This is a genomic window from Nonomuraea sp. 10N515B, assembly GCF_052245915.1.
In the GTDB taxonomy this organism is placed as follows: Bacteria; Actinomycetota; Actinomycetes; order Streptosporangiales; family Streptosporangiaceae; genus Nonomuraea.
The window spans coordinates 110,135-130,881 of the sequence record NZ_JBQQBQ010000014.1 but is presented as its reverse complement, the minus strand read 5'-3'; the positions used below and the strand labels follow the sequence as shown (position 1 = coordinate 130,881).

General features: G+C 71.4%; 14 protein-coding genes. 5 read left to right on the top strand and 9 right to left on the bottom strand.

The window, feature by feature from the left end; all coding sequences use genetic code 11:
- Positions 1–100: 100 nt before the first annotated feature.
- The 3 genes from rho to thrC all read right to left on the bottom strand — a co-directional run bounded on the left by rho (position 101) and on the right by thrC (position 4,569).
- The gene (rho, locus tag ACTWQA_RS23110; RefSeq protein WP_443161218.1) at positions 101–2,122 is read right to left on the bottom strand and encodes a transcription termination factor Rho; all 2,022 of its coding nucleotides are present in this window, start codon (positions 2,120–2,122) and stop codon (positions 101–103) included.
- Between the two features lie 457 nt (positions 2,123–2,579).
- A complete protein-coding gene (gene thrB, locus ACTWQA_RS23105; RefSeq protein WP_443161217.1) occupies positions 2,580–3,485 on the bottom strand; it encodes a homoserine kinase in 906 nt (301 codons plus the stop codon).
- 25 nt (positions 3,486–3,510) lie between these two features.
- Positions 3,511–4,569 carry a threonine synthase gene (gene thrC, locus ACTWQA_RS23100; RefSeq protein ID WP_327584946.1) on the bottom strand — a complete coding sequence of 353 codons (1,059 nt, stop codon included), beginning with the start codon at positions 4,567–4,569 and terminating at the stop codon, positions 3,511–3,513.
- A gap of 159 nt (positions 4,570–4,728) precedes the next feature.
- On the opposite strand from thrC, the gene ACTWQA_RS23095 reads away from it, so the two are divergent.
- A complete protein-coding gene (locus tag ACTWQA_RS23095) occupies positions 4,729–6,201 on the top strand; it encodes a glycosyltransferase (protein ID WP_443161216.1) in 1,473 nt (490 codons plus the stop codon).
- Positions 6,202–6,222: 21 nt separating this feature from the next.
- On the opposite strand, the gene ACTWQA_RS23090 is transcribed toward ACTWQA_RS23095, so the two are convergent.
- Complete coding sequence (locus ACTWQA_RS23090; RefSeq protein ID WP_443161215.1) at positions 6,223–7,923, bottom strand: glycosyltransferase family 2 protein; 1,701 nt, start codon at positions 7,921–7,923, stop codon at positions 6,223–6,225.
- A 19-nt stretch (positions 7,924–7,942) separates the two neighbouring features.
- A complete protein-coding gene (locus tag ACTWQA_RS23085) occupies positions 7,943–9,025 on the bottom strand; it encodes a glycosyltransferase family 2 protein (protein WP_443161214.1) in 1,083 nt (360 codons plus the stop codon).
- A 257-nt stretch (positions 9,026–9,282) separates the two neighbouring features.
- Here ACTWQA_RS23085 and ACTWQA_RS23080 point away from each other — a divergent pair, with 257 nt between their 5' ends.
- The 4 genes from ACTWQA_RS23080 to ACTWQA_RS23065 are packed head-to-tail and all read left to right on the top strand — an operon-like array spanning position 9,283 to position 15,384.
- A complete protein-coding gene (locus tag ACTWQA_RS23080) occupies positions 9,283–9,723 on the top strand; it encodes a hypothetical protein (RefSeq protein ID WP_327584950.1) in 441 nt (146 codons plus the stop codon).
- A complete protein-coding gene (locus ACTWQA_RS23075) occupies positions 9,720–11,228 on the top strand; it encodes a glycosyltransferase (protein ID WP_443161213.1) in 1,509 nt (502 codons plus the stop codon). Before ACTWQA_RS23080 ends, ACTWQA_RS23075 begins: the two co-directional genes overlap by 4 nt.
- Positions 11,225–13,717, top strand: coding sequence for a glycosyltransferase (locus ACTWQA_RS23070; RefSeq protein ID WP_443161212.1), 2,493 nt, complete (start codon positions 11,225–11,227; stop codon positions 13,715–13,717). The genes ACTWQA_RS23075 and ACTWQA_RS23070 overlap by 4 nt, the downstream gene beginning before the upstream one ends.
- Entirely contained in the window at positions 13,714–15,384 is a 1,671-nt protein-coding gene (locus ACTWQA_RS23065; protein WP_443161211.1) for a glycosyltransferase, read from the top strand. Before ACTWQA_RS23070 ends, ACTWQA_RS23065 begins: the two co-directional genes overlap by 4 nt.
- A gap of 51 nt (positions 15,385–15,435) precedes the next feature.
- On the opposite strand, the gene ACTWQA_RS23060 is transcribed toward ACTWQA_RS23065, so the two are convergent.
- The 4 genes from ACTWQA_RS23060 to ACTWQA_RS23045 all read right to left on the bottom strand — a co-directional run bounded on the left by ACTWQA_RS23060 (position 15,436) and on the right by ACTWQA_RS23045 (position 20,708).
- Positions 15,436–16,725: a homoserine dehydrogenase gene (locus ACTWQA_RS23060; RefSeq protein ID WP_443161210.1), complete on the bottom strand. Its 1,290-nt coding sequence runs from the start codon at positions 16,723–16,725 to the stop codon at positions 15,436–15,438.
- On the bottom strand, positions 16,722–18,104 hold the full coding sequence (lysA, locus tag ACTWQA_RS23055; RefSeq protein WP_443161209.1) for a diaminopimelate decarboxylase: 1,383 nt from the start codon (positions 18,102–18,104) through the stop codon (positions 16,722–16,724). Before lysA ends, ACTWQA_RS23060 begins: the two co-directional genes overlap by 4 nt.
- Before the next feature lie 125 nt (positions 18,105–18,229).
- On the bottom strand, positions 18,230–18,853 hold the full coding sequence (locus ACTWQA_RS23050) for an anticodon-binding protein (RefSeq protein ID WP_443161208.1): 624 nt from the start codon (positions 18,851–18,853) through the stop codon (positions 18,230–18,232).
- Positions 18,854–18,863: 10 nt separating this feature from the next.
- A complete protein-coding gene (locus tag ACTWQA_RS23045) occupies positions 18,864–20,708 on the bottom strand; it encodes a hypothetical protein (RefSeq protein ID WP_443161207.1) in 1,845 nt (614 codons plus the stop codon).
- Between the last annotated feature and the right edge of the window lie 39 nt (positions 20,709–20,747).

The following is a 20,747-nucleotide window of genomic DNA, read 5'->3' as shown; positions in this document are numbered from 1 at the left end:
CCTCCGCCACACCAGCACCCCATACCCGTCCGCCCGCTCCGTACCAATGGAAAAGGGGCGGCAGGGAGAACCCCTGCCGCCCCTTTTCCTACAGGAGCCGCTAGTCGCGGTCGTTGCCCACCGTGGTCTTCTGGACCTGGAGGAGGAACTCCGCGTTGGACTTGGTGTCCTTCATCCGCTCCAGGAGCAGCTCAAGAGCCTGCTGCATGTCCAGCGCGTGCAGCACGCGCCGCAGCTTCCAGACGACCTGGAGCTCTTCCCTGACCATGAGGATCTCTTCCTTACGGGTGCCGGACGCGTCCACGTCCACCGCAGGGAAGATCCGCTTGTCAGCCAGGGACCGGTTGAGCTTGAGCTCCATGTTGCCGGTGCCCTTGAACTCCTCGAAGATGACCTCGTCCATCTTGGACCCGGTCTCGACCAGGGCCGTGGCGAGGATCGTCAGCGAGCCGCCGTTTTCGATGTTGCGGGCGGCGCCGAAGAAGCGCTTGGGCGGGTAGAGCGCCGTGGAGTCGACACCACCCGACAGGATGCGACCGGACGCCGGGGCCGCCAGGTTGTAGGCGCGGCCGAGGCGGGTGATCGAGTCGAGCAGGACGACCACGTCGTGGCCCAGCTCCACCAGGCGCTTGGCCCGCTCGATGGCGAGCTCGGCGACCGTGGTGTGGTCTTCGGCGGGACGGTCGAAGGTCGAGTGGATGACCTCGCCCTTGACCGACCGCTGCATGTCGGTGACCTCTTCAGGCCGCTCGTCCACGAGCACGACCATCAGGTGGCACTCGGGGTTGTTGCGGGTGATCGCGTTGGCGATGGCCTGCAGCACCATCGTCTTACCGGCCTTGGGCGGCGAGACGATGAGGCCACGCTGGCCCTTGCCGATCGGCGACACGAGGTCGATGATCCGCGTGGTCAGGATGTTGTGCTCGGTCTCCAGGCGCAGGCGCTCCTGCGGGTAGAGCGGCGTCAGCTTGTTGAAGTCCGGCCGGTTGCGGGCCTGCTCCGGGTCCATGCCGTTGACGGTGTCGAGGCGGACCAGGGCATTGAACTTCTCGCGCCGCTCGCCGTCGCGGGGCTGCCGGACGGCGCCGGTGATGACGTCGCCCTTGCGCAGGCCGTTGCGGCGGATCTGGGCGAGCGAGACGTAAACGTCGTTGCTGCCCGGCAGGTAGCCGCTGGTCCTGACGAACGCGTAGTTGTCGAGGATGTCCAGTATGCCGGCGATCGGGATGAGCACGTCGTCGTCGCTGACGACGGGCTCGCCGCTCTCGAAGCGGTCACGGCCTCGGCCGCGGTTGCGCTCCCTGAAGCGGCCCCTGCGACCGCGCCCGCCGCGGTCGTCCTCGTCGCCGCCACCGCGCTGGTCACCGCGCTGGTCGCCACGCTGGTCACCGCGCTGGTCACCGCGCTGGTCGCCGCGCTGGTCGCCACGCTGGTCGCCGCGCTGGTCACTGCGCAGCTCGCCACGCTGGTCACTGCGCTGGTCGCCACGGCCACCCGCGTCGGCGACGCGCTGGTCACCGCGGCCGATGCTCTCCGCACGACCGCCTTCACTGCGGTCGCTGCCGGAGCGCTCGCCGCGCTCACGACGCTCGCCGCGGGTGCGGCGCTCCCTGCGGCTCTCGCCACGCTCGCCGCGACCTTCGCCCTGCGCGGCCTCAACGGCCTGGGGCTGCTGCTCCACGACCGGCTCGGCCGGTGCGACGACAGGTTCGGGCGCCGCGGCCACGGGCTCCGGCGCGGCCGCAACGGGCTGCGGGGCGGGCTCTTCGGCGGTCTTGGCGCGGGAACGTTCCCTGCGCGCACGGGTGGGCCGCTCGGCGGCCGGGGCCGCCTCGGGCGTGGCCGCAGGCGCCTCGGCGGCGGCCGCGGGAGCCGGCGTGCCTTCTCCTGCGCCGCCACCCTGCTTCTCCTGGATGGCCGCGATGAGCTGGCTCTTCCGCATGCGCCCGGTCCCGCTGATGCCCAGCTCCGCCGCTATTTTCTGCAGCTCGGGCAGCACCTTGGCGGACAGGCCGGTGCCGGAGCGACGCGCACGCGGCTTGGCCGGAGCGCGAGTGGGGGTGTCGCCGGACGCCGGCTCTGCGCCTGATGCGTCGGAGAGGAGTTCGGTGGTGTCGCTCAACTAAAAGGTCCTTCCCAGGGGTCGGGCGCCGGTTTTGTTCTGCCGGGCGTCCCGGAGGTGCTTGCGATCCGGCGGGACAGACCGGGTCGGGGTGCACTTTGCGATCTTCGGCTGTCGCTGGAGACGGCCGCCACTCTTGGGGAGGGGCTGGTCCACGCCGCCAATGGGCCGTGGCGCGTGGCTGACACCCCCCAGATTGCTGTCGCCAACCAGATGTCGATGTGAATCGAACGCGCAGATCCCCGTCGTCGCCGCCTCGTTCAAGGCCAACCGGGTGTGGGCCAACCGGAGGCTATTGATTTCGGGGAGACAGCCGCGCCGCCCACGCCTCGCGACGTGAAGCGAGATGCAGCGATGTGTGGCTGACAAGCACGCACCCACCAAGGGGGCATCTGGTGCGGCTACCAGCCTAACATCACCAGCGCACACGGCTATTCCCTGAAGGTCTAAAGAGGCATCAGCGTGTCTCGGGGAACTGAACGTTCGCACCAACCGGGTCGACGTCCATTAGCTGGATGTGCCAGTCATTACCCACTTCTGGCGCGATCAAATCCTGCGTATCCGATGTCGAAAACGCAAGAACCGTGGGACCCGCTCCCGAAACGACCGCGGGCACGCCCACTGCACGGAGACGTTCTACCAGATCGGCGCTCGCCTGCATCGCAGGCGCGCGGTAATGCTGATGGAGTCGATCTTCTGTGGCGGCGAACAAGAGCTGTCGCTCCGGACGCTGGGTCAGCGCGGCTATCAGCAACGCGGCCCTGCCGGCGTTGAAGGAGGCGTCCTTGTGGGGCACGTCCTTCGGCAGCAACCCCCGCGCGGTCTCCGTGGCCAGCCGCGCCGACGGAATCAGGGCGACAGGGCGGATCAGCTCGTCGGGAGTTAGTTTCACCATACGTGGTGACCCGGTGTGGTCGAACCAGGCCACGGTCAATCCGCCGGCCAGGCACGGTGCCACGTTGTCCGGGTGCCCCTCGATCTCGGTGGCCAGCGCGAACACCTCGTCGTCGGGGAATTCGGCCCCCGACAGCGCGCGGGCGGCCAGGATCCCGGCGCAGACGGCCGCGGAGGACGAGCCCAGTCCCCGGGCGTGCGGGATGCTGTTGCGGCAGCGCAGGCGGATGCCCTCCGGCTGCGCGACCCCCATGCGGGCGAACGTCTCGCGCATCGTCTTGACGATCAGGTGTCCCTCGCCGAGATCGACCTCCCCCGCGCCCTCGCCCTCCACGGCGACGTGCACGCCGGGCTCCTCGGTGAGTGCCGCCTCGACCTCGTCGTACAGGCTCAGTGCCAGGCCGAGCGCGTCGAATCCCGGGCCCAGGTTCGCCGAGGTCGCGGGCACGCGGATGTCAACGGTCCTCATTCACGCAACTCCCTGTCCGCCCTCGTCAGGCGAGGTTGAGCGCCGCCGCGGCGGCGTGGACGTCGATGGGGATGACCACCGGCGCCGGCGCCCCCGAGATCGCCCAGTCCGGGTCCTTGAGTCCGTTGCCGGTGACCGTGCAGACGATGCGCTGCCCCGGCTCGACCAGCCCCTGCGCGTGCGCCTGCAGGAGACCCGCGACGCTGGCCGCCGAGGCCAGCTCCACGAACACGCCCTCCTCCTGCGCGAGCAGCTTGTACGCGGCCGCGATCTGCCGGTCGGTCACCGACTGGATCGCCCCGCCGGACTCGTCGCGGGCCGCCGTGGCCAGCCCCCAGGACGCCGGGTTGCCGATGCGGATCGCGGTGGCGATCGTGTGCGGGTGCGACACCGGCGCGCCCTCGACGATCGGCGCCGCACCGCTGGCCTGGAACCCGAACATACGAGGCCGCTTGGTCGCCACGCCGTCGGCGAAATATTCCTGGTAGCCCATCCAGTAGGCGGAGATGTTGCCGGCGTTGCCCACGGGGATGCAGTGGATGTCAGGGGCGTCGCCCAAGGTGTCCACGATCTCGAACGCGGCCGTCTTCTGTCCCTGCAGCCGGAACGGGTTGACCGAGTTGACCAGCGCGATCGGATAGCTGGAGGACAACTTGCGGGTCATCTCCAGGCAGTCGTCGAACGACCCCTCGACCTGCAGCAGCGTGGCGCCGTGCACGAGCGCCTGGGCCAGCTTGCCCATGGCGATCTTTCCCCGGGGCACCAGAACGGCGCACGTCAGCCCTGCGCGAACGGCATAGGCCGCCGCCGAGGCCGACGTGTTGCCGGTCGAGGCGCAGATGACCGCCTTGGCCCCCTCTTCGACCGCTTTGCTGATGGCCATGGTCATGCCGCGGTCCTTGAAGCTGCCGGTCGGGTTGGCCCCCTCGACCTTCAGGTAGACGTCGCACCCCGTCAGCGCCGACACGCGGTGCGCGGGCACCAGCGGCGTGCCGCCCTCAAGCAGCGTGATGACAGGCGTCTTCGGCGTGACGGGAAGACGCTCGCGGTATTCCTCGATGAGGCCACGCCACGACCTGCTCATTGATGACTCCCTACCTGCGGTGTTGGGCACCGAGTGTACGGGGTGCCGGCGCCCGGCACGGATCCGCGTCCACCGGTCGGACGTACCGGTTAGACAGGGCCACTATTCAGGACATTCTCAGCATCTCCCGATAAGGTGCTAGCCCAGGGGGTCACCATCATGAACGCGCGTCCTGCTCTGAGGCAGAACGACTATTCACCGCTGGCAACGCCGTCGCTCGGCGCCTGGTCGCCCGCCCTTTCCGTGAGCGTGGTGGTACCCGCGCACGGCGGGCAGGACAAGCTCGACCTGGTCCTGGCCGCGCTGGCGGCGCAGACGTACCCGGACCACCTGATGGAGGTCCTCGTCGTCGACGACGGCAGCCGGCCACCTATTCGGCTGCCCGAAATCCGGCCGGTCAACACCCGCATCGTTCCCGTACGGGACGGCTGGGGCATCTCCAGCGCCGTCAACACCGGCGCCAACGCCGCAGACGGCGAGATCATCCAGCGGCTCGACTCCGACATGGTGGCCTGCCGCGAGCACATCGAGGCCCTGGCCCGCTGGCACCACGTGACGGACTACCTGGTCTCGATCGGCATGAAGAGGTTCGTGGAGATGCCGCCGGTCACGCCGGAGGAGGTCTTCCAGGCGGGACATCTGGGAGAGCTGTTCGACCTGGACGGGGCCGCGCCCAGCTCCACCGAGGCGACGATCGCCAAGACCGACGGGCTGCGCAAGAGCCGCAATCCGTACCACGTGTGCACGGGGCCCACCCTCGCGCTTCCCCGGGAGGTCTTCCACGCCGTGGGCGGGCTCGACCCGACCGTGCTGCGGGGCGGGGACACCGAGTTCGCCTACCGGCTGGCCATGCACGGCGTCGTGTTCGTACCCGACCTGGACGCGCAGGCCGTGCATCTGGGGCTGCCCGCGCAGCACCGTGACCGGGAGCGGGCCGTGCGGGCCGTGGAGCCCTATCTGGCGCACCGGATCCCGCTGCGCAGGGACCTGCGCAAGGATCGGGGGCGGCGGTGGCTGGTGCCATACGTGGAGATCGTGCTCGACGTCACCGACACCTCCGAGTCCGTGGTGCGGCAGGCGGTGGCGGCGGCGCTGGACGGCAAGCTCCAGGACGTCGTGGTGACGCTAGTGGGGCCCTGGTCGCGGCTGGAGTCCGGGCGGCGGTCGGTGTTGTCGGATCCGTGCTTCGAGCTGCGGCTGATGCGTGACCTGTTCGCGCACGACGAACGCATCCGCCTGATCGACGAGGCCGCCCCCACGCCTGCGCCGACGCCGTTCCGCTATCGCGGGCCGGTGGAGGTGCCCCTGCACAAGGCGACGCTGGAGCGCATGATCGAGTCGGTCCAGAAGGATCTCGCGGGCGTCCTGATCGTGGATCTCCCCGAGGGGCGGACCGCGCGTCTGGAGCGTACGTCGGCGTTGGGCCGCGCCCTGTTGCTCGCCGGCCCTGGCGCCGATCTGGACGCCGTCATCGACACCACCCATGGGGTGCGTCATGAGCCCCCGGACCGCTACTGGCCCGCGCCCAAGCAGCCGGACCCGGTCACCATCCCGGCCCCGATGGCGGTGTCTGCGGAACCGGCGGAAAATACCCTCCTGCGCCGCCTGAAGTCAGCCCTCCGCCCCAACTGACCCCTCACGCCCACCGGCGGGTCAGGTGCGAAGGCGTCTGCCCAAGGTGCGTTTCATCGTGGAGACCAGGCCGCGCAGGCTTTTCTGGGTGCGGGTGACGGCGGAGAGCTGGCGGCGCAGTGCGCCGACCTCGCGGCGAAGCTCCACGGCCGTCTTGCGCCAGCGCCCGGCCTCCTCCCTCCACTTGGCCACCTGCTCGCGCAGCCGCTCTGCTTCTTTGGCCAGCCGGGCGGCCTCCGCGGCCAGCCGGGCGGCGTCGGCCTGGGCCTCCACCCGGGCCCGGTACGCGCTCCGCCGCCCGAGCGGCGAGGCCGCCTCGGTCGTGAACCCGTACGTCTCGGCCTCGACCCAGGCCACGCCGGACACCGCGTCCACCACGTCGTCCAGGTCCTCCCCCGGCTCGGCCACGATGCGGGCCCTGGCGAAGGCGGACAGACGTTCCAGGCGGCCCGCGACGACGCCTTGTGACGACTCGTCGAGCAGCACGTTCACCAGGCCGAGGCCTTCGTCGCGGGCCAGGTCGAGCAGGCGCGCCAGACTGTCCTCGCCGGGGATCCAGCCGGCCGGCAACCGCAGCACGAACGGCACGGCGGGGTCGACGTCCTCGGCGGCGGACAGGCGTACCCGGCCCTCGTGCCGGTAGTGACCGCGGACCAGCACCAGGTCGAGGTCCGGGTCGCGGAGCGGGGCGCGGCGCTCGTGCTGGAGATCGTCCCAAGGGCCGAGGAGGAGTACGGAAATGTCAGGCGTGGTGCCGGCGAGCAGGGCGTCCACCGTCGCCCGTACCGAGTCGTAGCCTGCCGTGCCGTCCACCACGACCGTGACGTACGGGACCTTCCACTGACGGCCGGGATGCCCCCGCAGCCAGCGGTAGGCCGGGATGCGGTCGGCCACCAACGCGTGGCTCACCCGGTCGATCGGCTGCTTGTCGCGCATCCGCATCGTCGGCCCGAGGTGGTAAGCGCGGGCCGCCGGCTCCGGTACGAAGACCGCACCCGCCTGACTCAGCCGGTAGCCCATCTCGGTGTCCTGGCCGAGGATCAGCTCCTCGTCCATCGGCCCCGCCGCCGCGACCAGCCGGGCGTTGACCGAGGTCGCGCCGCCCACATGCAGGCTGAACGGGCGCTGCGGGTTGTCGGTGAGCCCGTTCGTGCGCTCGACGAGGTCGACGATCCAAGCGTGCGGCTCGGCGGGCTCGAAGTGCTTGTCCAGATCGTCGGGCAGCCGGGCGGGCACCTCGGCGGAGGTGAACCTGATGTAGCCGGTGACGACCACGTACGGTGCCGCGTGGTGCCAGCGCATGTGCGCCTCGATCGCGCCGGGCGTGAGCACCACGTCGGAGTCGAGCCAGTGGATCACATCCCCCGTCGCCTCCGCCAGGCCGGCGTTGCGGGCGGCGGCCCTGCCCGGGTCCGCGCAGACGATCAGCCGGGTGCGGGCGGGACGGGCCTCCGTCAGGCGCAGCGGCGGCGTGCTGCCGTTGTCGACGACGATGACCTGGGTGAGCTCGGCCGGGTAGGTCTGCCTGGCCAGCCCGGCCAGCACCAGGTCGAGCTTGTCCTGCCCGCCGTAGGCCGGAATGATCACGCTGACCGTGAGCTCAGGGATGAATCCGTCCGGGGGCTGGAGCACGCGGTAGTCGTTGCCGCGCACCCGGGCAAGGCGTCCGCGCCCCGCGCGGCTCCCGGCGGCCTGGGCCTCGAGCTCGCCGGGCGTGCTCATCGAACCTCCCTGAGCGGGGTCACGCGGCTTCCATCAGCAGGCTCGGGCGGAAGCCGCGCCACTGGTTGGCGGCCACCTTGAGGAAGTGGGCCAGCGGTAACCGCCACGTGTGCTCGTCGCTGAGCCCTCTTCGCAGGACATAGCCCAGTCCGTGGGTACGGTAAATACGCGTTCCCACCCGTTGAGCCGCCTTCAGGAACTCGAGATCGACAGCCCGAGAAATCCCCGGAAATCCGCCAATTTCCCGAAATTTTGCCAAAGGCACCATGATCGTGCCTCCGGCCACGTGATCGGACCATACCTCGCTCGGATAGCTCGCTCCGCTGGCGAACGTCGTCCGCCTGATCGTGGTCCGCAGCGGCTCGAGGTAGAAGAACTCGGCCGTCGTGCCCACCACGTCGGCCCCCGTGTAGGTCAGGGCCATGAAGAGATCGGGGAGGTGCCGGGGGCCGTACCAGTCGTCGTCATCCCACTTGACCAGGTAGTCACCGCTCGCCAGGGCCGCCGCCCGGTTGAGCACCTCGCCGAACGGCACGGAGGCCTCCGCCTCCACCCATTTCACCGGCAGCGCGCACCTCTCGACGGCCGCCCGCACCTGCTCGAATGCCACCCCATGCAGCCCCAGCAGCACCTCGGCCGCGACGCCGCGCTGACGCTCCATTTGCGCCAGTGCCGCGCCGACAAGGCCAGGTCGTTTGGTCGACATGACGATGCTGATCTCGGGCGCCGGGGTGGGGTGGGCTAAGCGGCGCAGGAGGACGCTGTGCTCCTCGCGCCGCAGGTCGGCCAGGCACCGCATGGAGCCGTCGGGGGCGTGGTCGAGCCAGGCCCGGTCGGTGAGGAGGTCGGCGAGATCATCGGGCACCCAGGGGACGGCACGGTCGGCCGTCAGCGGGATGCCCGCGGCGGCCAGGCGCAGCAGGTCGTCCAGCGCGAGCTCCGGCACCTCGACCTCAGGCCACTCGATCTCCAGTCCGCGCAGCGCACGCAGGGCGGGCACGTCGGGCGGCGTGCCGTCGACCGCCCAGCCGTCGTCCGACCAGTGCAGGCGGGCCAGCCCCTTCTCCGGCGTACGCGCGAACCCGCAAGGGGTGACGGACATCGATGGGTGCTCCTCCACGGGGATCGGTCGGCGCCTACCTTACGCCGGTTTTACTGACCGGTAGACGCGGAGGGCACATTCGGCAGAACAGCCGTCGCAGGTCTGGGGGCCGATGATTCTCAGTCTTCCTCCAGGAACTTATGGCACGGTAGTGGCCGATGTTTATTAAGGTGTCAATAATCCCGACATGTCCGTGACGCCTCGGATGTCCTGAGGTGCGCGCCGACAAAGGCGTGATCTACGAAAGGTATGCGCGGATGCTTTCGCCCCGCCGACTGGCAGCGACCGGCGCACTCCTCTCGGCCCTGGTCGCCGGTGTGCTCGTCGTCCTCGTCCTCGCCGACCTGATCTCGCTGGGCGCGGCGGCGGCCGCGGCCGCGTTCCTGGTCGCGCTGGTGGCCCTCGCGTTCCTCGTGCTCATCGTGCGCCGGGTCGACGGCAAGGCCCACCGCATCGACCTGCGGATCAAGAAGTACGAGGCCGAGCTGGCCCGCACCACCACCGCGCTCAAGAACCTCGACACCAGGCTGGACCTGCTGGTGCGGGCCGTGGAGGATTCGGCCGCACGGCGTGCCGACGACCTCGGCGCGATCCTGGCCTCGCTCGGCGAGGACCGGGTCAACGCCATGGTGCGGGCGCGTGAGCTGGAGGAACTACGCGAAGAGGTCCGCGCGCTGGCCAAGGACGTCGCCGTATGACGAGCCGGGTCAGGCACAACGACTACGGCGTGCTGCGGCCGCCCGCGATCGGGGCGTGGCAGCCCTCGCTGACCGTCTCCGTGGTCATCCCCGCCTACAACTGCGCGGAGCCGCTGAGCCGCACGGTCGAGGCGCTGGCGCGGCAGACGTACCCGGCCGAGCTCGTCGAGGTGGTCGTCGCCGACGACGGCAGCGAGCCTCCGCTGGACGTGCCCGGAGCCCGGGTGGTCCGGGTGGCCGAGGGGTGGGGGCGCGGCGCGGCCCGGCAGACCGGGCAGCTCGCGGCCTCCGGGGCGGTGATCCACTGGCTGGACTCGGACATGTTGCTGGCCGAGGACCATCTCGAGGCGCACATGCGCTGGCACCACCTCATCGACTACGCGGTGGTGATCGGCGATACGCGGTTCGTGGAGACTCCGGGCGAGGAGGGCGTCCAGTCCGCGTACACGAGGAAGACGCTCGAGTCGACGCGGCGGCTCAAGGACGCCGGCTCCAGCGCGTACCTGCAGCACACGGGCGCGTCCAGCTCCGTGCGCGCCGACCTGCTGCGCGCGGCCGGAGGCGTGGACACCGGGCTGAACATGGCCGAGGACACCGAGCTGGGCTACCGGCTGGCGCAGGCTGGGGCCGTGTTCATCCCCGACGCCGAGGCCAGGGCGTGGCACGTCGGGCCCTCCACCGTGATGTTGCGGGAGAAGGAGGTACACCGGCACAACTGGTCGTACCTGGGCGATCTGATCCCCGATCTCCGCTGGCTGCGTAACCACCCGCGCCGCCACTGGCTCGTGCCGTACCTGCGGGTGGTCGTGACGGCCACGACGTACGAGCAGACGCGGGCGAGCGTGGACTCGGCACTCGCCGGGACCCTGACGGACGCCGCCGTCACACTCGTCGGCCCTTGGGGCAAGCTGACCGGCGAACGCCGGGCCAACCTCGACGACCCCCTGCTCGACCTGCGTCTTTTGCACAATTTGTACGCGCACGAGCCGCGCGTCGTGTTCGCGGAGAGCGTACCCAGCTCCGCCGCCCCCTCCCCCTTCCTGCTGCATCTCCCGACCGGATGGGTGCTGGGCGCCGACACGCTGGCCAAGCTGGTACGGCACGCCGACAAGGACCTGCTCGGGCTCGTGAGCGTGGCGCTGACGGAAGGTCAGCACGGCGTCGTCGCCGCCCGGCTGGAGCGCACGGCCGCCTTCTCCCGAGCCGCCCTCTTCGACGGCCGGCCCGATGACCTGGTGGACGAGATGTACGGGTCCGAGTGGGTCAGCGGGAGCGAGTACGACTTCGTGACCGCGGAGGACGCCGAGCCGCTGACCGGAGACGCGGCCAAGTGGCGGACGCTGGCGAGCCGGCGACAGGGGGAGATCAAGGCGCTGCAGGGCGAGGTGGCACGGCTGAAGGCCGAGGTCGAGCGGCTGTCGGCGGCCGCCACGCCCCAGCCTGCCGAAAGCGGTGGGCGAGGGCCGTTGAGCTCGCTGATCAGGCACCTGCGGAGCGCCGGATGATCCCCGAGTTGCTGGCGGAGTTGCGTGGGGCTCGCGTGTTCTTCGCCGGGATCGACGACGTCGACCCGATCTACACCGCCGCGGCCGGCGGGTCCTTGGAGGGCGGCCGGAGTGTGGTCGTCGATCTCGACCGGGATCTGCTGGAGCCGGCCGCTGTGCCCGAGCCGGTGCGGGAGGTCCTCGTCCTGGCCAGGACGCCGGCCGACCTGCGGCGCATCGCCACACTGCACAAGCTGCTGCCGCAGGCCGAGCGAGTGGTGGTGGCGGTGCTCGACACGCCTGCCTCCCATCCCGCGCCCGTGCCGACGCCGACGCCGGCGCACCGGTGGCGGTCGCTGACCGATCTGCGGGTGTACCAGCCCAAAAACCGGGTCTGGGTGGTGGACGCCCGTTTCTCCGCACCCACGCCCTCCGGTCGTACCGTGGCGGCCACGGCGCGGGCGTTCGCCGGGCATCGGCTGGACGTGATCACCGCGCCCGCGGCCGCGATCGCGGGTGTTGGGGCGGCCGACTGGCGGCCGGGCGACCCGAACGCGACGCCTACCGAGATCACGGGGCCCGTCCCCGAGCGGGTCGGCGCGCCGGGCAGCGACATGGTCCTGCGCACGATCGGCGGCCCCGGCCACCGTTCCACCCCGCTCCCGTCGGCCGGACGCGCCGACGGGACGCACGCCCATGGGTGGGACGCCACCGCACCAGCCGGCCAGGCGGCCCGCACAGACGCCGACGCCGTCGCACCGGCCGCGGGCACCAACGGCACCGCCCAGGCCAAAGCGGCGACCACGCCGACCGACGGTACGGTCGGGGCCAGAGGGGCCGAGCAGGTGGAATCGGCCCGATCGCCTGAGGACTCTGCCCCCGCCCAGCACGCCGAAGACTCCAGCCCGAACGGGCACGCCCGCGGCGCTGACACGCACGGCCACGCCCGCGGCGCTGACAGGGACGGCCACGCCCGCAGCATGGACACGCACAGCCACGCCCGCAGCAGCGACACGCAGGGCCACCCCAGCAGCATGGAAACGCACAGCCACGCCGGCAGCACCGACGACAGGCACGGCCACGGCCGAGGCGCGGACACCGACGGCCAGGCCCGAGGCGCGGACACGGACGGCCAGCGTCGGGGCGTGGACACCGACGGGCGGGCCCGAGGCGCGGACGCGGACGCGTGGGTGGAGGAGGCCGGGCTGGTCGAGTGGGCGGGGGATGAGACGCCCATCGAGCGGCCGACGATTCAGGCGGCCAGCTGGGAGCGCCTCGGCCGCCCCGGGATGGCCGATTCGCCGCTGGCCGATCCCGACGTGCTCGGCGAGCCCTCGATGATCCCCCCGGTGGACGAGCGCCTGGTCAACCCCATGGGTTTCGTGACGACCCCCTCCCGGGGCATGGCGTCCCTGGCCGAGCGGGACGGCCGGTGGTCCGTGGTGCTGGATGGGAAGGTCGTGACGTCGTTCGCCGAGTCCGGCGGCGTCACCGACGCGGACGTGGCCAGACTGCGCCAGATCCGCGGCGTCGAGGTGGACTGGCGGCACGCGCACAGCGGCCCGCTGGCCGCCATACGCGTCCTGGCCGGACTGTCCGCCGCCGGCGTGCCTCTGGTGGCGGCCACGGTGCCCCGCTGGGCCGGCGCGCTCGGCGAGGAGGTCATCGAGCTCATCGGGCGCCGCCCCGACCTCAGCGACGAGCTCCGGCGGGAGGAGCACAGCATCCGCCTGCGCCGCGCGGCCCTGCGTACCCACGGCGTGGCCGCCAGGTGGGAGCAGCTCGGCGCGCCCGCCCCCGCTCCCCCACTCACGTCGGTGCTGCTGGCGACCCGCCGTACCGACATGGTCGCCTTCGCCCTCGACCAGATCTCCCGCCAGCGTGACGTGCAGCTCGAGGTGATCCTGGCCCTGCACGGGGTGCCGAAGGGCCATCCGGACGTGGCGCCCGCGATCGCGGTGTACGAGGGCCCGCTCACCGTGTACGAGGCCGACCACCAGGCAGTGTTCGGGAAGGTGCTGAACGAGGCGGCCGCGAGGGCGTCGGGCTCGTTCCTGCTGAAGATGGACGACGACGACTGGTACGGCCCCGACTTCCTGTCCGATCTGCTGCTGGCGCACTCGTACTCGGGCGCGCAGGTGGTCGGCACGGTGCCGGAGTTCGTCTACCTGTCCTCCATCGACGTCACCGTGCACCGCAAGCAGATCACCGAGCAGATCACCAGCTTCATCGCCGGCGGCACGATCCTGGTGGAGCGCTCGGCGTTCCAGGCGGTGGGCGGGTTCCGGCCGTTGCGGCGCTCGGTGGACACCCAGTTCCAGGAGGCGCTGCAGGCGGCCGGCGGCCAGATCTACCGGACCCACGGGCTGGGTTACATCCTGCGCAGGGGCCCGGCGGCCAATCACACGTGGCAGGAGCCGATCGGCACGTTCCTGCAGCGCAACAGGCGGCAGTGGCGCGGCTTCCGCCCGAATGCCCTCATGGAGCTGGACGGAAGCCTGCGCCCATGATTCCTCGGATCCCCCACAACGACTTCGGCGTGCTCGCCCCTCCCGCCCTGGGCGCGTGGGAGCCGGCACTGACCGTGACGGTCGTCATCCCCGCCCACGACCGCCAGGAGACCCTGGACCTGACCCTGGCCGCCCTCGCGGCCCAGAGTTACCCCGAGCATCTCCTCGACGTCATCGTCGTGGACGACGGCAGCACCACCCCGCTCCGCCTCCCCGACCTCGCCCCGGCGAAAACGAAGCTGATCTCCAGCCCGCCGGGCGGCTGGGGCCGGGCGTGGGCCGGGCAGGCGGGCTTGGACGCCGCGACCGGCGAGGTGGTGTTCGTCCTGGACGCCGACATGGTGCCGCACCGCCGGCACGTGGAGGCTCAGCTCCGCTGGCACCACCTGGCCCCGTACGTGGTGGCGCTCGGCTGGATCGACTTCACCGCGCCCGGCGCGCTCCCCTCGCCCGAGCAGGTACGCACGGCCGTGGAGTCCGGCGCGGAGGACGCCCTCTTCCCGCTGTCCGCCCACCGGCACGACTGGGCCGAGAAGATCATTCACGATTACGACGGCCTCCGTAGCGCGCCCAGCTCGCTGGCGACCCGCATCCACGTGGGGGCAACGGTGTCGTACCCGGCGGCGCTGCTGCGCTCGATCGGCGGCATGGACACGGCGCTCGTCCTGGCGGAGGACACGGAGCTCGGCTACCGCCTCACCCAGGCGGGCGCGGTCTTCGTCCCCGACCCGGAGTCCCGGGCCTGGCACATCGGCCTGCCCACGGCGATGCGCGACTTCGCGGCGCTGAAGCGCTACAACGACCCATACGTCGCCGACCGCGTCCCCTACCGCCGCTACCTGCGCACCGACTCCGGCCGGCAGTGGCGGGTGCAGTATGTGGACGCCACGGTGCGGTCAGGCTCGTACGAGGACGTCCGGGCCACCGTCGACGCCCTGCTGGCGTCCTCGATCCCCGACGTCGGGGTCACGATCATCGGGCCGTGGCAATCCCTGACCGGGGACCGCCGCTTCCCGCTCCAGGACCCGGACCTCGATCTGCGCCTCGTCCACGCCACCTTCGAGCACGACCCGCGCGTCAGCCTGGCGGTGTCCCCGGCCGTCACCGGCGCCCCGTTCCGCCTCCAGGTGCCCGCCGGCTGGGTCGCGTCGGAGGACACGCTGGAGCGCCTGGTCGCGTACATGGAGGAGCAGGACTCGGGCAGGCTCTACATCGCCCTGGAGGAGACCGCGGAGGGTGTGACCGTGGCCCGTCTGGACCGCACGGCCGCCCTGTCGAGGGCCGCCCTGGTGGTCACCGGGGACGACGACGAGGACGATCTGATCGACGCCCTGTTCGGTGTGGAATGGGTGGACGGCGAGACCTGGGGCTTCAAACGCCGCCCGGCCGTCTACCCGCCGCGCAGGAAGCCGCTCTCTCCGGTGGCCAAGCTCACGGCCGCACACGAGAAGGAGATCGCCCTCTACCGCAAGCGGGTGGCCGCCCTCCGGGTCGAGATCGGGCAGCTGAAGCGGGAAGCAGGCAAGAACGGCAGGGACGCGGCTCGCTGGCGCGAGAAAGCCGAGGCCTGGCGCCGCGAGGCGGTCCGTCTGGCCCGCGAACAGAACCGCACCGTGCTCAGACGAGCCGTCCGCCGCGTCCGCAACCTGGCCTTCCCGGACGCCTGATAGCGGATCGCTTCGCAGGGCCTCGAAGCAACGGCGAGCAGGTGAGCAACTCTAGTCGTCGCCCTCTACGCGCATCACGCTGGCGACGGCGCGGACGATGTCCAGCTCCCGCAGCCCCTCCATCGTCGCCGACAGCGCCGCGTCGGTGGCGCGGTGGGTGACGATGACCAGCTGGGCGTCGTCACCATGCCCCTCCTGACGCACAGTCTGGATCGACACGTCGTGCTTGGCGAACAACTCCGCCACGCGCGCCAGCACACCGGGCTTGTCGGCCACATCGAGCGCCACGTGGCAACGCGTGACGGTCTCGCCCATGGGGTGCACGGCCAGGTCCGCGTACGTCGACTCCTCGGGCCCGCGGGTGCCGGCCAGGCGGTTGCGGCCGACGGCCACGATGTCGCCGAGCACGGCGGAGGCCGTGGGCGCGCCGCCGGCGCCCTTGCCGTAGAACATCAGCTGACCCGCCGACTCCGCCTCCACGAAGACCGCGTTGTACGCCTCCCGCACCCCGGCCAGCGGATGCGTCCGGGGGATCATGGCCGGGTGCACCCGCACCCCGAAGGAGCGGCTGTCGTCGGAGCGGGCGCAGATGGCCAGCAGCTTGATGACGTAGCCCATGGCCTTGGCCGAGGCCACGTCGGTGGCGGTGATCTCGGTGATGCCCTCCCGGTGCACGTCGGCGGCCGGCACGCGGCTGTGGAAGGCGAGACCGGCGAGGATGGCGGCCTTGGCGGCGGCGTCGAAGCCCTCGACGTCGGCCGTCGGGTCGGCCTCGGCGTAGCCGAGGGTCTGCGCCTCCTCCAGGGCGTCGGTGAACGACGCGCCCGTGGAGTCCATCTTGTCGAGGATGTAGTTGGTGGTGCCGTTGACAATGCCCAGCACCCGCTTGACGTGGTCGCCGGCGAGGGACTCGCGCAGCGGCCGCAGCAGCGGGATGGCCCCGGCGACGCTGGCCTCGAAGTAGAGGTCGCCGTTGCCCTTCCTGGCGGCCTCGTGCAGGGTGGTGCCGTCCTCGGCCAGCAGGGCCTTGTTGGCGGTCACCACGGACTTGCCCTTGGACAGGGCGGAGACGATCAGCGAGCGGGCGGGCTCGATGCCCCCGATGACCTCGACGACGATGTCCACGTCGTCGCGGGCGACCAGCGCCTCGGCGTCGGTGGTGAACAGCGCCGGGTCCACGTCCACGTCGCGTTTGCGGCCGAGGCGGCGCACGGCGACCCCGGCCAGCTCCAGCGGCGCCCCGACACGTGCCGCCAGGTCGCCGGCCTGCTCGTGCATGAGCCTGATCACCTGCGAGCCGACGACGCCGCAGCCCAGCAGAGCCACTTTCAGCGGTTTCACAGCTGCCCCCTCAGAAGGTCGTCCTCGGTCTCACCCTGCACGATCACCCGCGCGGCGCCGCCGGAGACGGCCACCACAGCGGGCTTGAGCAGGTAGTTGTAGTTGCTGGCCAGCGATCGGCAGTAGGCGCCGGTCGCGGCCACGGCGATCAGGTCGCCCGGCGCGAGGTCGGCGGGGAAGTGGCAGTCGCGCACGATGATGTCGCCGCTCTCGCAGTGCTTGCCGACGAGGCGGCTGAGCATGGGCTCGGCGGTGCTCTCACGGCTGGCCAGCACGGCGGTGTATTCGGCGCCGTAGAGCGCGGTGCGGACGTTGTCGCTCATGCCGCCGTCGACGCTGACGTAGGTGCGCAGCCCTTCGACGTCCTTGACGGTGCCGACCTCGTAGAGCGTGATGCCGCCTGGGCCGACGATGCCGCGGCCGGGCTCGACGGTGAGCCGGGGCACGGGCAGGCCCGCCTCCACACACACCTTGCTGACGATCTCGCGCAGCCCGTCGGCGAGCTCCTTGATGTCAGGCGCCTCGTCGCCTTCGACGTAGGCGATGCCGTAGCCGCCGCCGAGGTCCAGCTCGGGCAGGACCACGCCGTGCTCGTCCTTGATCTGCACGAGCAGCGCGGCCAGCCGCCGCGCGGCCACCTCGAACCCGCCCGTGTCGACGATCTGGGACCCGATGTGCGAGTGCAGGCCGACGAGCTCGAGCTGCGGGAGCGCGAGGATGCGGTGCACGGCCTCCGCCGCGGTCCCGGCGTTGAGCGACAGGCCGAACTTCTGGTCGTCGTGCGCCGTCGCGATGAACTCGTGCGTGTGCGCCTCGACTCCGGTGGTCACCCGGATCATCACCTTGGGCCGCTTGCCCTGCTGCTCGGCGAGGTAGCCGAGCCTGGCGATCTCGTCGAAGGAGTCGACCACGATGTGCCCGACCCCGGCCTCCAGCGCCCTGGACAGCTCGGCGACGGACTTGTTGTTGCCGTGCATGGTGATCCGCTCGGGCGGGAAGCCGACGCTGAGGGCCACCGCCAGCTCGCCGCCGCTGGCCACGTCGAGCCCGAGGCCCTCGTCGTCCAGCCAGCGGACGATCTCCTTGCACAGGAACGCCTTGCCGGCGTAATGCACCTCCGAGCCGGCGAACGCCGTGGCGTAGTCGCGCATGCGCGAGCGCACGTCGTCCTCGTCGAGGACGTAGAGCGGGGTGCCGTGGTCGCGGGCCAGGTCGCGGACGTCCACGCCGCCGACCGTGAGCGTGCCATCGGTCCGGGTCGACGTTCGCGGCCAGATCGCGGGATCGATCCGGTTGAGGTCGGCGGGCGCCTGCGGCGGGCGCTCGTGGGGCAGCATCTCGGCATGCCGGTCCCCGGCGGGATGGACGAATCGGCTCACCCGATCGAGGCTATCGGAACCGCACCTACGCCATGACCCGCTGCCCACGTATCGAGACGCGATCAAGAGGTGATAGAGGAGATTTTTACGATTTTTCGCCGTTTAGCCGGATATTTTGCAAAACGTCATAGCCGGTCCGGGCCCATCACCACTCCCCCGACGGCCTCCGCCAGCCGCACCCGCGCCGTGTGCACCGCCGTGACCGGCTCGTCCCCGCGGGGCACGGCGGGCGCGTGCTCGTGAGCGTCGTGGAAGGCCAGCGCCAACCGCACCAGGTAGGTCTCCCACCCCGGATCCCTGCTGACCGCCCGTCCGGGCAGCTCGGCCAGCACCCGCAACACCTGCCGATCGTACGGGTCGTCGAGCGCCTCGGGCCGGAACCCGGCCTCCGGCACCCCGAGCTCCCTGGCCCACCGCCGCACGGCGCGGGCCCGCACATGCGCGTACCGCACCACGAACCCCGGGTTGTCCCAGGTGCGCGGAAAGTCCGGCCACGTCGGCTCGGGGATCTCGACGGGCTCCATCGACTCCAGCAGCTCGCCGGGCACCGCGACGGTGATCCGCAGGAACCCGTTGCCCCGCACCTCCACGTCCGCGACCCCGGGCACCGCTCGCACCCGCTCGGCGAGCGCTTCCGCGGGCGCCCGCCGCCGCAGGGCCGCGGCGGAGAGGTAGACCGCCTCCCGCTCCCACGAACCGTCGGGCACGGGCGGCTCCCCCAGCGCGCCGGCCAGCTCCCGTACGGTCACACCGACGACTCTAGATGAGCGCGTGCGGCTCGGCGGAGCCGTATTCGACCAGGTGGGCGGCGCCCAGGAGCCAGCGGTCCTCGTCGCGCACCCGGACGTAGCCGAACCTGTCGGCGGAGAACACCTTGATCCCGTCCGTACGGCACTGCCGCATCAGGACCTCGTCCCAGTCGTCCGTCAGGTCGGCGAACCCCAGCTCACGCAGCGCGTTGCGGCGGGCCAGGAGGGTCGCGCCGGCGACCTCCGGGAGGTAGGCGTATTCGGCGTCGGGCTGCTTGAGCAGCGTGGCCTGCGGCTTGCGCAGGTGGGCGTAGAAGGCGCCCTTGCCGACGATGTCCGCGGTGCTGAACAGGAAGGCCCGGCGCAGGTCGGACAGGTAGTGCGGCCCGTACACGTCGCGCGGGTCCATGACCGCCACCAGGTCGGCCTCGCACAGGTCGAGCCCGGCGTTGAGCATCGCGCCCTCGCTCATCGAGGGATGCGGGCGGCGGTAGATCACGTCCAGATCCGGCAGCACGTCGCGGGCGCGCAACTCCGCCTCGGGCGGGCCGATGACGATCACCTGGGCCACGCCCGTCTGCTTGGCGACCTGCGCGAGACCGTGCTCCATCAGGAAGGGGTCCATGATCGGCAGCAGCACGGAGGTGTTGAGCGTGGCGCGGGCGCTGGGCAGGCCGATCGCCTCCAGCATCTCGTCGATCCGCTCGGTCATCGTGCCCATCTGGTACGCCCGCCGCAACGCCACGTGCGCCCGCCGCGAGTCCGGCTCGGTGCCGATGGACGTGCCGCAGGCGGCGATCTCGGCCAGCCGCCACTGCGGGGTCCCCGGCGGGCAGTCCGCCGCCGCCGGCCAGCGATAGGAGGTCAGCACGTCGGGGTAGGTCAGGTGGCCGGGCAGCAGCTGGTCGAGCGTGAGCACCCGGTCGATCCGCCCGCCCGCCAGCGGCAGCGGGTTGTGGATCCTGGGCTGGATCCCGAACTGCAGCCGCGGCCAGGCCACCGCCAGGTCGTTCGTGAACCGGTGCTCGAACAGCTGGGCGGTCGCGGCGTAGTCGCTCACGTCGCCCTGCGTGTGCCAGAAGACGGTGCGGATGCCGCGCTCGGCGCACCAGGCCAGCAGTGCCTTGATGCCCTCTCCCGGCTCGCCGATGATCTCCTGGGCCCACGGCCCCTGCGTGACCGACTCGACGACGAGCAGGTGGGGCACCTCGAGCGGGAGCACCCGGGCGAAGTCACGCGGCGTGAAGCCGGTGGTCTGGCGCCACTCGTAGCGCAGCAGCGCCTCGGCGTGCGGGTCGGCGATCACCGCGGCCGTCAGGTGCGGCCGCGTGTTGGGACCGGTCGGCACCCGGAACGGCTTGAGCTTGAACGAGGCGCCCCCGAGCGTCCTCGTGGAGGTCGTGGCCTGGAACGCGGCCCCCGGGCGCTCCTCGGTCTGCTTGAGGGGCGCGGGCGGCTTGCGCTTGGGAGCGGTGGGCCGTTTGACCGGCTTGGCGGCGCCCCGGAGGCCCCTGGCGAGCCGCACCGGGTTGCTCTTGCCGCTCTTGATGGCATCGCCGAGGCGGTTCCAGCGGGCGACCTTGATCGAGGACAGCTTCCAGTTGGCCACCTCGGCCTGGAAACGCTGCTCGGCCAGCTCCTTGCGGAGTTTGTCCGCGGCGGCCTGCTCGGCCGCGAGCCGTTCCTCGGTCTCGCTCAGCCGCTCGGCCAGCGCCTTGACCTCCTCGACGCTCCGCTCTGCCGCAGCCAGCCGGCCCTGGGCGGCGTCCAGCAGCCTGGCCAGCTCGGCCGCGCGCTCGGCCTGGGCGATGGCATCCCGCAGCGCCCGACGCGTGCTCTCAAGCTCAGTGCTCACCGGTCCTCCTTCGTCGGCCCGGCGACAGCTCGCTGCGTC

What these genes read in the sequence shown, in the direction of transcription:
- thrB (WP_443161217.1), bottom strand. Translation starts at nt 3,485, where the DNA reads ATGAGGACCGTTGACATCCGCGTGCCCGCGACCTCGGCGAACCTGGGC.
- thrC (WP_327584946.1), bottom strand. Translation starts at nt 4,569, where the DNA reads ATGAGCAGGTCGTGGCGTGGCCTCATCGAGGAATACCGCGAGCGTCTT.
- ACTWQA_RS23095 (WP_443161216.1), top strand. Translation starts at nt 4,729, where the DNA reads ATGAACGCGCGTCCTGCTCTGAGGCAGAACGACTATTCACCGCTGGCA.
- ACTWQA_RS23090 (WP_443161215.1), bottom strand. Translation starts at nt 7,923, where the DNA reads ATGAGCACGCCCGGCGAGCTCGAGGCCCAGGCCGCCGGGAGCCGCGCG.
- ACTWQA_RS23085 (WP_443161214.1), bottom strand. Translation starts at nt 9,025, where the DNA reads ATGTCCGTCACCCCTTGCGGGTTCGCGCGTACGCCGGAGAAGGGGCTG.
- ACTWQA_RS23080 (WP_327584950.1), top strand. Translation starts at nt 9,283, where the DNA reads ATGCTTTCGCCCCGCCGACTGGCAGCGACCGGCGCACTCCTCTCGGCC.
- ACTWQA_RS23075 (WP_443161213.1), top strand. Translation starts at nt 9,720, where the DNA reads ATGACGAGCCGGGTCAGGCACAACGACTACGGCGTGCTGCGGCCGCCC.
- ACTWQA_RS23070 (WP_443161212.1), top strand. Translation starts at nt 11,225, where the DNA reads ATGATCCCCGAGTTGCTGGCGGAGTTGCGTGGGGCTCGCGTGTTCTTC.
- ACTWQA_RS23065 (WP_443161211.1), top strand. Translation starts at nt 13,714, where the DNA reads ATGATTCCTCGGATCCCCCACAACGACTTCGGCGTGCTCGCCCCTCCC.